This is a genomic window from Lutibacter sp. (genome assembly GCF_041555395.1).
Taxonomy (GTDB): Bacteria; Bacteroidota; Bacteroidia; order Flavobacteriales; family Flavobacteriaceae; genus Lutibacter.
Map to the genome: position 1 here is coordinate 1 of NZ_JBFFKM010000056.1, position 15,187 is coordinate 15,187.

Genomic DNA, 15,187 nt, shown 5'->3' on the forward strand with positions numbered 1-15,187 from the left:
GCATTTTTCTTCACTTGGATTTGATAGTGCAAAAATGAATCGGTTAAGGCTTCCCCAAATGCAATCGCCTTTGCAGCAATAATGTGCTCTAAAGGTCCTCCCTGATTTCCAGGAAAAACTGCAGAGTCAATTAGCGCCGACATTTTTTTCAGTGTTCCGTTTTTTAATGTTTGTCCGAACGGATTTTCGAAATCTTTTCCAATCATAATAATTCCGCCACGTGGTCCGCGTAATGTTTTGTGCGTTGTGGTGGTTACAAAATGACAATGTGGAATTGGGTCATTTAAAATTCCTTTGGCGATTAAGCCGGCAGGATGAGAAATATCAGCCATTAATAAGGCACCGACAGAATCTGCTATTTTTCTGAAACGTTTAAAATCTATATCTCTTGAGTATGCAGAAGCTCCTGCAATTATTAATTTTGGTTTTTCCTTAGTTGCAGTTTCCTGGATTTTGTCATAATTTAAAACCCCTGTTTCTTTTTCAACGCCATAAAAGGATGTTTTATATAATTTACCAGAAAAGTTTACTGGAGAACCATGCGTTAAATGTCCGCCATGCGATAAATCAAAACCTAAAATTTTATCTCCTGGATTTAAAACTGCCTGATAAACAGCTGCATTTGCCTGGGAGCCTGAATGAGGTTGCACATTTACATATTCTGCACCAAAAAGTTCTTTTGCTCTGTCAATCGCAATTTGTTCAACAACATCAACTACTTCACAACCACCATAATAACGTTTGTTAGGATATCCTTCTGCATATTTGTTGGTTAAAACTGAACCTGTTGCTTCCATAATTTGCTCACTTACAAAGTTTTCTGAAGCTATTAATTCCAAACCATTAGTTTGTCTTTCTTTTTCGTCTTGAATTAAATCGAAGATAATTTGGTCGCGTTGCATTGATTTTGATGTTTAAAAGTTAAATTTTCGGCAAAAATACTAATTTCATTTTGCATGTAACAATAAACTTATATATTTGATTTAAAATAATAACTACTAAACAGTTTACAGATATGCAAATAGCAGCAAATAATCCAAATAATAAATCATGGTTAAATGTAGCTGAAGACTCTGATTTTCCCATTCAAAATATACCTTTTGGGGTTTTTATAACAAAAGATGACATTATAACCATTGGAACACGGATTGGTGAGTACGCAATTGATTTAGGCGCATTCCATCAATTGGGCTATTTTGAAGGGATTCCATTGACCGATGATATGTTTATGCAGGATTCCCTAAACGATTTTATTTCCGATGGCAGAAAAACCTGGCGATTGGTAAGAAATAGAATTGCTGAAATCTTTGATTCAAAAAACGAGGGTTTAAAAAATAATTTGAAGCATCAGGAAGTGATTATTTTCGACGTAAATGAGGTTGAAATGTTGTTGCCGATAAGTGTTGGTGATTATACCGACTTTTATTCGAGTAAAGAACATGCCACCAATGTAGGCATTATGTTTAGAGGCCCCGAAAATGCATTGATGCCCAATTGGCTTCATATGCCTATTGGTTATCACGGACGTTCCTCATCAGTTGTGGTTTCAGGAACAAAAATTCGAAGACCTTATGGGCAAATTTTGACAGCCGGTGAAACCAAGCCTGTTTTTATGCCCACAAAAGCGTTAGACATGGAGCTTGAAACGGCTTTTATAACCACAGATACGAATAATTTGGGAGAACGCATTTCGGTTGATGACGCCGCAGAATATATTTTTGGAATGGTTTTGTTAAATGACTGGAGTGCCAGAGATATTCAAAAATGGGAATATGTTCCGCTTGGACCCTTTTTAGGAAAAAGTTTTGCCTCAACTATGTCGCCTTGGATTATTACGATGGATGCTTTAGAGCCTTTTAAATGCAGTAGCCCAAAACAGGATGTTGCGCTACTTCCCTACTTGCAGCAAAAAAATGAGGGAAATAGTTATGACATAAAACTTAAGGCAACTGTTGAAACAGAAAACGGGGATTTAAATTTGTTGACAGAAACAAATTTTAAGTATTTATATTGGACAATGTCGCAACAATTGGCACATCATACCAGTAATGGGTGTAATGTGAGAGCAGGAGATTTACTGGGAAGCGGCACCATTTCCGGTCCAACAAAAAACAGTTATGGTTCTATGCTTGAATTAACATGGGGAGGAAAAGAACCCATTACTTTAAAAGACGGCACTAAAAGAACTTTTTTTGAGGATGGCGACCGTGTAATTATTCGCGGGTATTGCAAAAATGACAAAATAAGAATTGGTTTTGGAAAATGCACAGGTAAAATAATGCCGCCTATTGAATACAAATTTCCTAAATAAATATAAATTATACATTCTATTAAAATAATCCCGAAAGCAATTGTTTTTGGGGTTATTTATTTAAATTTGGCGTTGATATTGAAATTAAACAATTAAAACACCCAGTATGATTAAAAAATTACTCCTATTCAGTTTCTGTATTTCGCTTACAAGTTGTTCCAGCGTAAAAAAAACTCAAGAGGCAATAAATTATGGAAATTATGACCAAGCAATAAATATTGCAGTCAAAGAATTAAGACGTAACAAAATAAAAAAAGGAAATCAAGAGTATGTATTCATGCTTGAAGAAGCTTTTGATAAAGCAACAATTAAAGATTTAGAAGCAATTTCATTTCTTGAAAAAGAATCTAATCTCGCTAATTTAGAAGTAATTTACAATAAATATCTTAACTTAAAAAATCGACAAGAGTTAATAAAACCCTTACTGCCATTACCTATTCATAATAAATCTAGAAATGCTAAATTTTCATTTAAAGATTATTCAACATCTATTTTAACTACTAAAAATCGTTTGTCTGATTATTTATATGCTAAAGCGAAGGAATCCTTAATTTCTTCAACAAATAAAATCGATTTTAGAAATGCTTTTGACGATTTAAATTATCTTAATAAAATTAATCCCGGGTATAAGGATATCAATTATTTAATTGAAGAAGCTCATTTTAAAGGCATGACCTTTATTTTTGTATCACTTAAAAATCAAACAGATAGCGTAATTCCAATGCGATTAGAAGCAGATTTATTAAATTTTGATACGTATAAATTACAGGATCTTTGGACAGTATATCACAATAACAGACAACCTCAAATAAATTACGATTATAAATTATCAGTAAATTTTAGAGAAATAAATATATCTCCTGAACAAATTAGAGAAAAACAATTGATAAAAGAAAAACAAGTGGTTGACGGCTGGAAATATTTAACTGATAATAATGGAGCAATTGTAAAAGATAGTTTAGGCAATAAAATTAAGGTTGATAAATTTAAAACCATTACTTGTAAAATAAAAGAAATAACACAATTTAAATCTGTTCAAGTTGTAGGTCAAATACAATATTTCAATTTAGGCACAAATCAATTAATTCAAAGTTTCCCTTTATCCAGTGACTATATTTTTGAAAATCATTATGGCACCTATATTGGTAATAAAAATGCTTTGGAAAAAGTTCAATTGGATTTATTAGCCAATAGCCATGTTCCTTTTCCCAGTAACGAACAAATGGTATATGATAGCAGCGAAAGCTTAAAAAATAAAATTAAAAATATTATAACACAAAACAGGTTGGGTTATTAACACATTTTTTTCTCTTTATTTATTTATTATTGTTTCTAAATCTTCTGAATTTATAACATTGTGTGAAGCGTGATAAATAACTGCTCCGTTTTTTATCACCAAAACTTGAGGTGATTGGTGTACCACCTTAAACTTTTCAGAAATGTCATTAGACAATGATTTATATTCCAATAAATCTAAAAAATACATATCAATTTCAGTCTCTGAAATGCTATAATCACTTTCAAAATTTTTAAGCACCATCCTGCTAACTCCGCATCTCGAGCTGTGTTTAAAAATTAGAACAGGTTTGGCAATCGAAATTTTTATTATTTCCTCCAATTGTGGTTTATTAGTTAAAGCAACCCAATTTATTTTTAAACTATTTTCTTCTTTAACGGCACTTTTAAATATATTATCAAATAAACTCATTTTAATTGTTTTAACTTTAGACTGCAAATCTAATATAACTTACATAAAAAGACAAAATGTCGTTACAATATTAATTTCATGCGACAAAATGACTTATTCCATCTGTTTTTTTTAAGTGGAATGTTCTTTGACGGCTGATAATATACAATTAAATTAAATGTTATGGACTTTAATAAATTCACAATAAAAACACAGGAAGCGGTGCAACAGGCGCAACAAATTGCGCAAAGTTATGGGCATCAGCAAATAGAAAATTCACATATTTTAAAAGCCATTTTTGAAGTGGATGAGAATGTGCTTCCTTTCATTTTTAAAAAAATAGGATTGAACCTGGACTTGCTAAAAACACTGATAGATAAGACTTTGGAAAGCTATTCCAAAGTAACTGGCGGTGAAATTTCGCTATCGGGGAACGCTTCTAAAATGCTGAATACTGCGTCTATTGAAGCTAAAAAAATGAAAGACGAATATGTATCCGTTGAGCACTTATTGTTGGCCATTTTAAATACAAAAGACACGACTTCTCAAATTTTAAAAGACCAGGGTGTTACGGAAAAAAACTTAATGGCTGCCATATTGGAATTGCGTAAAGGAAGCTCTGTAACCTCCCAAAGTGCAGAAGAAACATACAACGCACTCAATAAATATGCACGCAACTTAAACCAATTGGCAAATGACGGAAAATTAGATCCTGTTATTGGCCGCGACGAAGAAATTAGAAGAATTCTCCAAATTTTATCGCGCAGAACCAAAAACAATCCAATATTAGTTGGGGAACCGGGAACTGGTAAAACTGCTATAGCTGAAGGATTGGCGCATAGAATTGTAAAAGGTGATATTCCGGAAAATCTAAAAGACAAACAAGTATATTCTTTAGATATGGGAGCTCTTATTGCCGGTGCAAAATATAAAGGAGAATTTGAAGAGCGTTTAAAATCCGTAATAAAGGAAGTTACTTCTTCTAATGGAGAAATTGTGTTGTTTATTGATGAAATTCACACTTTAATTGGTGCCGGTGGCGGGCAAGGCGCCATGGATGCGGCAAATATTTTAAAACCCGCATTGGCAAGAGGCGAACTGAGAGCAATTGGCGCAACTACCTTAGATGAATATCAGAAATATTTTGAAAAAGACAAAGCGCTGGAGCGCAGATTTCAAAAAGTAACTGTTGATGAACCTGATACGGAAAGCGCCATTTCAATTTTACGAGGAATTAAAGAAAAATATGAGAACCATCATAAAGTGCAGATTAAAGATGACGCTATAATTGCTGCTGTAGAGCTTTCACAACGTTATATTTCGAACCGATTTTTACCAGACAAAGCCATCGATTTGATGGATGAAGCTGCCGCAAAATTAAGAATGGAAATAAATTCAAAACCTGAAGAATTAGATGTTTTGGATCGAAAAATAATGCAGATTGAAATTGAAATTGAAGCCATTAAACGTGAAAAGGATGAAAAAAAATTAGCGAGTTTAAAAGAAGAAGTCGCCAATGTAAAAGAAAAACGTAACGAAATAAATGCGAAATGGGTGAGCGAAAAAGAATTGGTTGAAAAAGCGCAGGCAAGCAAAGAAGCCATTGAAAATTATAAATTGGAAGCTGAACGCGCCGAACGTGAAGGAGATTATGGCAAAGTAGCCGAAATTCGCTATGGTAAAATAAAAGAAGCGCAACAAAATTTGGAGAAACTTCAAAAGGAATTGGCCGAAAATCAAGATTCTGCTTTAATTAAAGAAGAAGTTACCCGGGATGATATTGCTGAAGTTGTGGCTAAATGGACAGGGATTCCAGTTACAAAAATGCTGCAAAGCGATCGTGAAAAATTATTGAATTTAGAAGAGGAACTGCACAATAGAGTTGTTGGCCAGGAAGAAGCAATAATAGCTGTAGCAGATGCCGTAAGGAGATCAAGAGCCGGATTGCAGGACGTAAAAAAACCGTTGGGCACCTTTTTATTTTTGGGAACTACCGGTGTTGGAAAAACGGAATTGGCAAAAGCCTTGGCTGAATATTTATTTGATTCCGAAAATTCTTTAACGCGCATTGATATGAGCGAATATCAAGAACGTCATGCCGTAAGCCGACTTATAGGTGCGCCTCCTGGGTATGTGGGGTATGAAGAAGGCGGACAATTGACCGAAGCGGTTCGAAGAAAACCTTATTCCGTTATTTTATTAGATGAAATTGAAAAAGCGCATCCCGATACTTTTAATATTTTATTGCAGGTTTTAGATGAAGGAAGGCTAACCGATAACAAAGGCAGGGTTGCCGATTTTAAGAATACCATTATCATTATGACTTCAAATATGGGGGCGTCTATTATTCAGGAAAGGTTTGAAAATATGGACATGAGTAAACGCGATTTAATAACTGAAGCTACAAAAGCTGAAGTTTTAGTATTGCTTAAACAAACCATAAGACCTGAATTTTTAAACAGAATTGATGAGATTATTATGTTTACGCCCTTAAATAAAGCTGAAATTCATCAAATTGTTAAAATACAATTAGATGCATTGGCTAAAATGTTATTGACAAAAGACATTCATATTGATTTTTCTGAAGAAGTTATTGATACATTGGCAATGAAAGGTTACGATCCTCAATTTGGTGCTCGACCCGTAAAAAGAGTCATTCAAAAAGAAGTGTTGAATGAATTGTCCAAAGAAATTTTATCAGGCAAAATAACAGCCGAAAGTCATATACTACTCGATTCTTTTGATGAAAAAATTGTATTTAGAAATAAATAAAAGCTAATTTAAACGAAATTAACTCCTTATATGAAATTTACATAAGGAGTTTTTTTTTGATGTATATTTGTTCTTTACCTATATTTCAAAAAATGAAAAAAATATTTTCCCTCATATTATTTGCTCTAATTTTTTTAAATATTAATGCTCAAGAAAGCGAAATTACCACCTACTATTTCATACGTCACGCAGAAAAAATAAGAACTGATAGCATTAATAATCCTGATCTTAATGAAATAGGAAAAAAAAGAGCAGAATATTGGAATACCGTATTTAAAAATGTAGCATTTGATGAAGTTTATTCAACCGATTATAATAGAACCATTCAAACAGCCTCTCCAACAGCAAAAAGCAAAAATTTGGAAATCAAACTTTATGATCCTGATAATTTGTATGATGAAGATTTTCAACTTAAAACAAAAGGAAAAACTGTTTTGATAGTTGGGCATAGCAATACCACACCTCAATTTGTAAATAAAATATTGGGTAAAGAAAAGTACCCGTATATGGATGATTCAAATAATTCGAACTTATATATAATTACCATTACAGATAATGTACTAAGCGATTTTTTATTGATTGTTAACTTGTAATTATTTTTCCAAAAAAAAAGACTATTTATAAAATATCATCTAAAATGATGACTATCATACTATATTTCTGTTTTATATCATTGTAAAGAGGTCTAAATTTTTATAATATTTATGTTTAATTATAAAATTTATTGGTCATGAAAAAATCAGTTATGCTTTTATTCTTTTTTGTGTTATTATTTTTGGGTTGTAATAATATCGACAAAACGGGGAAAGAAATTGCACAAAAAGATACACTTAAACCAAAAGCAAAAATTAGTGTCATTAAAGAGTATGATACCGATGGAAATCTAATCAGTATTGATTCAACATATTATTCTTTTTACTCAAACATTAAAAAAGATACACTTCTGGAAAAAGAAATATTCGAAAAATTTAAGAAAGGTTTTGATAATCAATTTAAATCCTTGGATTCCGTTTTCTTATCAGATTTTTTAAAAATGAACTCATTTAAAACGAATGAATTTTATACAAAGGATTATTTTCGAAACCAGTTGGATTTACATCAAAAACGAATTGAGAAAGTTTTTAAGGAAATGGATTCCTTAAAAAACAGTTATTATAACGATTCAAAAAAGTTAATTGATAAATAATAGATTATTCTTATAATTATATGATTTTCATCAGCTTACATAATTAGGCCCTTCTATTTATGTTTGGAATGAATTGTTGAATATTTATATAATTCCTAAAAAGTGATGCTAATCATTATCTAATTTGATTAAAATCATATTATTAAACTTCGTGGTGTAGTAATTTTAAATTCCAATAAAATGAAAAAATTAGCAATGTTTTTAATCTTTATAGTTCTGGGAACTTTAGAATTGGTGGCTCAAGAAAAAGATCAAATTAAAGACCAAGACAGAGATCGTGATCGTATTATATTGGTTGATGGAGATGTTTTACAAATTAGAGATCGTGATCAGATTCGTTTGAAAGACAAAATCACATTAAATGACGGTACAGTAGTTAATGCGGATGGCACTTATATTAAAGACCAAGATAGGTTACGTTTACGAGATGGTTCTTGCTTAGATATGGATGGCACATTATACGCTGATGAGTATTCCTATTTACAAAAAACAAAGAAAGAAAATAAAAACCTTACCGAAGCCCAAATTCAAGAACGCACTCAAAATAGGTATCACATTATGAATATTGATGGCCAACTTTATCAAATTAAAAATCAGTCACAAAACCAGTTAAAACAGCAACTTAAACTTAACAATAGAGTTGTTGTAAATCCTGACGGAAGCTACACAAACCGTGAAGGATAACAATTACATCTTCGTGATGGTGAATGTTTGAATATGGATGGTCAAATGTTTAAAAACACCTATATGCATCGAAAAATGGTGGTTTAAAAAAACATGAATGCCAACAAAAAAATGATACAGAAAAAAGTTCAAAAAAAGCCTATAACACCTGTTAAGAAAAAAAGCATGAAAAAAGGTTCAGGTAATTAAATATGAGTCATAAAAAGAAGCTTTGTCAAACGGCAAAGCTTCTTTTTTTATAATTAATTTAAAACTATAAAAAATGAACAATGTGAAATTTAAAATAGTAACATTACTCCTATTTTATTTTTACCGCCAATGTTTTTGGACAAGATGAAAAAATCGCCAATCAAAATAAAAGTAGCTATCTTTCGGAAGCTGTAAATTACATAAGCGACGCCGTTTTATGGGCGGAAAAGACTCTATTTCTGCACCTTATTTATATCCTTCATTAATATATCATCACAAATCGGGTTTATATGCAAAAGGATCTTTATCCTATCTCACAAAATCTGATGAAAGCAGAATCGACTTATATTTGCTAACTGCAGGTATTGATTTTAACATTAAAAATTTTTATGGAGATATTTCAGGAACAAAGTATTTTTTTAATGATAAAAGTTACACTGTTATTTCTGGAGTTGAAGCAGACATAACTGCCACTCTGCTTTATGATTTTAAGATTGTTGATGTATCATTGGCGGCCAGCACTTATTTAAGTAAAAACAGTACCAACGATTTCTTTTTATCTTCAGAAATAAGCCATGATTTTACAACTTCCGATAAAGCATTTCAAATTTCGCCAACTGCAGGCGTTTATTTTGGCTCTCAAAATATTTATGAGCAATATTATATATACAATCGCTTTGGCAGTAGATCAGGCTTCGGTCACGGAAACGGACCTGGCGGTGAACCAATAATCACCACTGAAATAGTCTTAGAAGAAAGTGAGAAATTTGGTGTGATGGCCTATGAGTTCAGTCTGCCAATATGGTATACTAACAATTCTTTTACTTTTTCGTTTTTACCGGTTTTAGCAATTCCTCAAAATGAAGCCACTTTAACTGTTGACGGAGAAGTTTTTAAAGAAGAGTTAGACGAAACTTTTTATTGGATGATGGGTATTGCTTATCGGTTTGATTAATTTAAATTATTATTTAATAGAAAAAGCCGCTTTTTAAGCAGCTTTTTAATAATGAAAGTTGATTTTAATTAAAATTTTACGCCTACGCCTACTCCAATTATCCAAGGATTGATATCAACTTTAACAGGTAAAATACCATCTCCGGTGTCAACCTTAACATCCGTTTTTAATAGTAATTTTTTAAGGTCTAAATTTAAAAACCAGTAATCACTTAAATCAAAATCTAAGCCCCCTTGCATTGAAAATCCGACAGCATCATCATAATCCATATCAACAACATCGCCCTCATCAATTCCGTAAAAAAAGGTGTAATTAATACCTGCACCCAAATAGGGTTTAACAGTTCCGCCAGTAAAATGGTATTGTAAACTCAAAGTTGGTGGCAATATCCAAACATGACCTAAATCAATTCCGGTTTCTAAGTCAACATCAACATTGTGTTTGGCAGTTGCCAAAATTAATTCAGCAGCCCAATTTTCATCAAAAAAATAGGTGAAATCCAGTTCAGGAACTACAGCAGTTGAAACATCAACACTTGCAGCATCTAAATCATCGCTAACATCAGGTATAATGGTTATAACTCTTAAACGAGCTTGCCATTTATTAAAATCTGATTTTTCTTGTGCGATTGCACTTATTGAAATTAACATAATTACAATAACGCTAAGTAGTAGTTTTTTCATGATATTAATTTTTAAAATTCAATCTAAATTAACAGTCATTTTCAATAAAACAAATGATATTCCTCAATTGAATGATGTGACTATTTGTTTAAAAATTGTAGTACATTTGCAACGGTATGCAGAAAAACATCAATATAAAAAACAAGAAGGCACGCTTTGAATATGAGATTCTGGACAAATATATTGCCGGAATTCAGCTTACGGGAACTGAAATTAAATCGATACGCGAAAGTAAAGCCCGAATTACGGAAAGTTTTTGCGAGTTTAATGAAAAGGGAGAGTTATTTGCCATTAATATGTTTATTGAAGAATATGTTTATGGCCATTCATTTAACCACAATCCGAAAAGTGAACGGAAACTGCTTTTAAACAAGCGCGAATTGAAAAAATTGCTGAAAGAAGTTCAAAATGCCGGTTTAACTATAGTTCCGTTACGTTTATTTTTAACTGATAAAGGCTGGGCGAAGCTGGAAATTGCGCTTGCCAAAGGAAAGAAAAACTACGATAAGCGGGAAAATATTAAAGACAGGGAAAGCAAAATACGTTTGGATCGTATTAAAAAAGACTTCAATTAGCAAGATGAAATTGGCAGCGTTTTTAAGATTAATCAGATGGAAAAATTTACTGCTTTTACTCTACATTCAACTGCTGCTCAAATTCCTTTTTTTCTCATCGTTTAACGCTGCAACAAATCTTACTGTATTTCAGTTTTTCATTTTAGTTGGTGCGATTCTGTTAATTACTGCGGCAGGTTATATTATTAATGATATCACTGATTTAAAAACAGATGCAATCAATAAACCAAACAAGGTAATAGTTACCAACTTTTATTCAATTGAAAGGGCTCAACAATTTTATTTAACTGCTAATACCTTGGGAATTGTTTTAGGAATTGGTTTGTCACTATCCGTACAAAAACCAACTTATTCTTTTGTTTTTATTGGCGCTTCGCTCCTGCTCTATTTTTATTCAAAAATTTTAAAATTGAAGCCATTGATTGGCAATATAACCGTGTCATTTTTAATTGCTTTCAGCATCATTACTTTAGTTTTATTCGAATTAAATTTCTCAATTCAAAATAACTCGCAGCAATTGATAATTGACGTTATTTTATTGTTATCGACTTTTGCCTTTTTTATAAATATTGTGAGGGAAATAGTTAAAGATATTGAAGACGTAAACGGTGATTATAGTATAAATATGAGAACATTACCTATTATTTTAGGAGTTTCAAGAACAAAAAAGATAGCTGCATTTTTATGTCTTTTTCCGTTGATATTATTGCTGGTTATTATTGTTAATTATGCTTCAGTATATAAATTTACAGTACTGTTTTTAGGGTTATTTACGTTGCTGCCTCTAATTTATATTGCCCTAAAATTACTTTCGGCAAAAACAAAAAAAGATTTTAAAAAATTAAGTTTGCTCCTAAAACTCATTATGTTTTTTGGGATTAATTCACTGCTTATATTCTCTTTAAACACGTACTAATGCTATCAGAAAAACTAAAAAATAGAAACATCATATTAGCCTCGGGTTCCCCGCGTCGCCAGGAATTATTTAAAGAATTGGGTCTGGATTTTTCAATTCAGGTTAAAGCAATTGAAGAAATTTATCCATCGATCTTAAAACAGGAAGAAATAACCAATTATTTAGCCGAATTGAAGGCAGCTGCATTTTACGAATTGGCAGAAAATGATATCGTAATAACTTCTGACACCATTGTTTGGTTGAATAACAAAGCCATTGAAAAACCAAAAGACAAACAACAGGCAATAGAGATGTTACAAGAACTTTCAGGAACTGGCCATAAAGTAATCACTTCAATTTGCATTAAAACGGTTGCTTCTCAAAAAGTGTTTCACGACGAAACAATGGTTTATTTTAAGCCTTTGTCTATGGAAGAAATCACTTATTATGTGGAAAATTATAAACCTTTTGATAAAGCCGGAGCATATGGAATCCAAGAATGGATAGGTTTTATAGGCGTTACCAAGATTGAAGGCAGTTACTTTAATGTCATGGGATTGCCTGTTCATAAACTCTATGAAGAATTAATGAAATTGTAATATAGTATCGTTAAATATCATTATTTTTGAACGATTTTTAATAAATAACAAATGAAAAAATACACGTTTACAGAAAAGAAAGACACGAGATCGGGATTTGGTGCAGGATTGGCTGAATTAGGAGATACAAATGAAAATGTAGTAGCGCTATGTGCAGATTTAGTGGGCTCGTTAAAAATGGAAAAATTTATTGAAAATCATCCCAAACGATTTTTTCAAATAGGAATTGCAGAAGCAAATATGATGGGAATTGCTGCAGGTTTAACCATTGGCGGTAAAATTCCGTTTACTGGCACTTTTGCGAATTTTTCTACAGGAAGGGTTTATGATCAAATCCGTCAATCTATTGCTTATTCTGAAAAAAATGTAAAAATATGTGCTTCACACGCCGGATTGACTTTAGGTGAAGACGGAGCTACGCATCAAATTTTGGAAGATATTGGCTTGATGAAAATGTTACCGAATATGACCGTAATAAACACCTGTGATTACAACCAAACAAAGGCAGCAACCATTGCCATTGCAGAACATGTTGGTCCGGTTTACTTACGTTTTGGCCGTCCGGTTGTACCAGTATTTATGCCCGCTAACGAAAAATTCATCATAGGAAAAGCCATAAAACTAACAGAAGGTACAGATGTTACCATAGTTGCCACTGGACATTTGGTTTGGGAAGCGTTGCAAGCTTCAGAAAAATTGGAAGCCATAGGGATTAGCGCTGAAGTCATAAACATTCATACCATAAAACCTTTGGATGATGAAGCTATTTTAACATCTGTTGCAAAAACAGGTTGCATAGTAACGGCTGAAGAACATAATATATTAGGTGGTTTGGGAGAAAGTGTTGCCCGTGTTTTGGCTCAAAATAATCCTGTTCCACAAGAATTCGTTGCTGTTAACGACAGTTTTGGAGAATCGGGAACTCCAGCCCAATTGATGGAAAAATATGGTTTAACCGATATAGCAATCGTTGCTGCAGTTGAAAAAGTCATCGCCAGAAAATAATGGCACTCTTATTGCGTTTGTAATTCAGGCAATACTATTTTATGGTATTGTTAGTTTAAAAACATGTATTATAAACCCTAAATTAAGAATCTTATGAACAAAAGAATTTTATTATTCTCAATTGCTTTTACTGCAGCCCTATTTTACGCAAATGCCCAAAGTGGTTTTGGTGTAAAAGGCGGTTTAAGTTACAACTCAAATGGTGAGTTAAATGAATTCGCCAATGAAACCACTCAAATATATGATAACCAAGGAAAAGGGAAATCAGGATATAATGTAGGTTTTTATGGCAAAATAGACTTAGGTCCTATTTATTTACGACCGGAATTGGTATATACAAAAACCACCAGTGAATATGTCCTTAATACAGGCGGAACGGAAGATTATAAGATTGCCAGATTGGATATGCCAGTTTTAGTTGGTTTAAAATTAATTGGACCTCTTAGTGTATTTGCAGGACCAGCATTTCAATATACTTTAACCAATGATTTTAATGGCATAGAATATCAAAGTATTGAAAACGATTTTACAACAGGGTTTAATTTTGGAGCAGCCGTTGAACTTGGAAGATTGGGGTTGGATGTTAGATATGAAAGAGGCTTTAACAGCAATGAAGCTACTTTTATTGATAATAATATTTCACCAAACACCTCTTATCGATTGGATTCAAGGCCTGAACAAATTATTTTCAGTTTGTCTTACAGATTATCTGGCAGTAAAAAATAATTTTTCAGTATTGAAAATTAACAATAATAAACTTTAATATCCTTAAAAGCCTGCAAATTGCAGGCTTTTATATTTTAAGGGAATTTTTACATTGAAAAATATATATAAATCTTAATTTAAATTTATATATTTATCTTTTTACAATCTAAAATTATAATTATAAAACTATGCAAATAAAACCCCTATTTATAGTTATATTGTTAACTTCTTTCACAATTGCGCATGCCCAGGAATATACTTTTGGTGTAAAAGGCGGAATTAATTTTAACAATATCGGAGAATTGGATCATTATGGACTTCTTAGAGGTGGTGGTGTTAATGCAGACCCTTCGACTGATGTTATTTATACGGCTGATAAAGAAATGGGATTCCAATTTGGCGCCTTCGCTATGATTACTTTCGATAAGTTTTTTGTCAGACCTGAAGTAATTTATGTGTCTTCAAAAAATAGTTACCCTTTAGAGGGAAAAACCTCTCATTGGACATCAAAAAAAATTGAAGTTCCACTGCTTTTTGGATACAAAATTTATAAACCTGTTTCGCTTTATGTCGGACCTAGTTTTAGTACAATTTCCTCAATGGAGCTAGAAGGTATTGAATCACCTATTTTATTTGAAAAATCAGCTATGAATCTTAATGCAGGAATTTTAGTGGATTTTGGTAGATTCGGCTTCGATTTACGTTATGAATATCGTCTTAAACCTGTTGAAGATCAACGCGTAGATTTTTTTGCAAGTACATATGGAACAAATGTAGCTCACTTGCTTGAATACAACCCAAGCCAAATTCAATTAAGCGTACATATAAACCTTCTTAAAATTAATGGAGAAGGCGGCAGATTAAGAACCGGTTGGAGAGGCAAAGGATGTCCTAACTAATAAAAAAAGCTTCCCAATTTATTTTGGGAAGCTTTTTTATTA

General features: G+C 32.2%; 16 protein-coding genes. 13 read left to right on the plus strand and 3 right to left on the minus strand.

All coding sequences use genetic code 11. The annotated features are described in order from the left end of the window. On the minus strand, positions 1–902 hold a 902-nt coding region (gene glyA, locus ABY285_RS10525), incomplete at its 3' end, for a serine hydroxymethyltransferase (RefSeq protein ID WP_372769817.1). 113 nt (positions 903–1,015) lie between these two features. Here glyA and fahA point away from each other — a divergent pair. Together fahA and ABY285_RS10535 are read left to right on the plus strand one after the other, a co-directional pair. Beyond that, positions 1,016–2,311, plus strand: coding sequence for a fumarylacetoacetase (fahA, locus tag ABY285_RS10530; protein ID WP_372769819.1), 1,296 nt, complete (start codon positions 1,016–1,018; stop codon positions 2,309–2,311). A 106-nt stretch (positions 2,312–2,417) separates the two neighbouring features. Continuing rightward, positions 2,418–3,608, plus strand: a complete 1,191-nt coding sequence (locus tag ABY285_RS10535; RefSeq protein WP_372769821.1) for a hypothetical protein — start codon at positions 2,418–2,420, stop codon at positions 3,606–3,608. Between the two features lie 15 nt (positions 3,609–3,623). Here the strand turns inward: ABY285_RS10535 and ytxJ are convergent, their stop codons facing one another. Then, positions 3,624–4,019, minus strand: coding sequence for a bacillithiol system redox-active protein YtxJ (gene ytxJ, locus ABY285_RS10540; protein ID WP_372769823.1), 396 nt, complete (start codon positions 4,017–4,019; stop codon positions 3,624–3,626). A 162-nt stretch (positions 4,020–4,181) separates the two neighbouring features. On the opposite strand from ytxJ, the gene clpB reads away from it, so the two are divergent. The 5 genes from clpB (at position 4,182) to ABY285_RS10565 (ending at position 9,784) form a co-directional block, all read left to right on the plus strand. Further along, a complete protein-coding gene (gene clpB, locus ABY285_RS10545) occupies positions 4,182–6,770 on the plus strand; it encodes an ATP-dependent chaperone ClpB (RefSeq protein WP_372769825.1) in 2,589 nt (862 codons plus the stop codon). Between the two features lie 92 nt (positions 6,771–6,862). Continuing rightward, complete coding sequence (locus ABY285_RS10550; protein ID WP_372769827.1) at positions 6,863–7,363, plus strand: histidine phosphatase family protein; 501 nt, start codon at positions 6,863–6,865, stop codon at positions 7,361–7,363. A gap of 137 nt (positions 7,364–7,500) precedes the next feature. After that, entirely contained in the window at positions 7,501–7,956 is a 456-nt protein-coding gene (locus tag ABY285_RS10555) for a hypothetical protein (protein ID WP_372769829.1), read from the plus strand. Positions 7,957–8,136: 180 nt separating this feature from the next. Then, positions 8,137–8,640, plus strand: coding sequence for a DUF6799 domain-containing protein (locus tag ABY285_RS10560; RefSeq protein ID WP_372769831.1), 504 nt, complete (start codon positions 8,137–8,139; stop codon positions 8,638–8,640). Positions 8,641–9,046: 406 nt separating this feature from the next. After that, a complete protein-coding gene (locus ABY285_RS10565; RefSeq protein ID WP_372769833.1) occupies positions 9,047–9,784 on the plus strand; it encodes a hypothetical protein in 738 nt (245 codons plus the stop codon). 68 nt (positions 9,785–9,852) lie between these two features. Here the strand turns inward: ABY285_RS10565 and ABY285_RS10570 are convergent, their stop codons facing one another. After that, complete coding sequence (locus ABY285_RS10570; protein ID WP_372769835.1) at positions 9,853–10,467, minus strand: OmpW family protein; 615 nt, start codon at positions 10,465–10,467, stop codon at positions 9,853–9,855. A 116-nt stretch (positions 10,468–10,583) separates the two neighbouring features. Here ABY285_RS10570 and smpB point away from each other — a divergent pair, with 116 nt between their 5' ends. From smpB to ABY285_RS10600, 6 genes are all read left to right on the plus strand, one after another. Further along, the gene (gene smpB / locus ABY285_RS10575) at positions 10,584–11,042 is read left to right on the plus strand and encodes an SsrA-binding protein SmpB (protein ID WP_372769837.1); all 459 of its coding nucleotides are present in this window, start codon (positions 10,584–10,586) and stop codon (positions 11,040–11,042) included. A 4-nt stretch (positions 11,043–11,046) separates the two neighbouring features. Further along, positions 11,047–11,958 (plus strand): geranylgeranylglycerol-phosphate geranylgeranyltransferase, encoded by a 912-nt coding sequence (locus ABY285_RS10580; protein WP_372769839.1) that lies wholly within the window; start codon positions 11,047–11,049, stop codon positions 11,956–11,958. Further along, positions 11,958–12,536 (plus strand): Maf-like protein, encoded by a 579-nt coding sequence (locus ABY285_RS10585; protein ID WP_372769841.1) that lies wholly within the window; start codon positions 11,958–11,960, stop codon positions 12,534–12,536. Before ABY285_RS10580 ends, ABY285_RS10585 begins: the two co-directional genes overlap by 1 nt. Positions 12,537–12,587: 51 nt before the next feature. Further along, complete coding sequence (locus ABY285_RS10590; protein WP_372769843.1) at positions 12,588–13,541, plus strand: transketolase family protein; 954 nt, start codon at positions 12,588–12,590, stop codon at positions 13,539–13,541. 93 nt (positions 13,542–13,634) lie between these two features. Continuing rightward, on the plus strand, positions 13,635–14,267 hold the full coding sequence (locus tag ABY285_RS10595) for an outer membrane beta-barrel protein (protein ID WP_372769845.1): 633 nt from the start codon (positions 13,635–13,637) through the stop codon (positions 14,265–14,267). 167 nt (positions 14,268–14,434) lie between these two features. Beyond that, a complete protein-coding gene (locus ABY285_RS10600) occupies positions 14,435–15,145 on the plus strand; it encodes an outer membrane beta-barrel protein (protein WP_372769847.1) in 711 nt (236 codons plus the stop codon). Positions 15,146–15,187 lie beyond the last annotated feature (42 nt).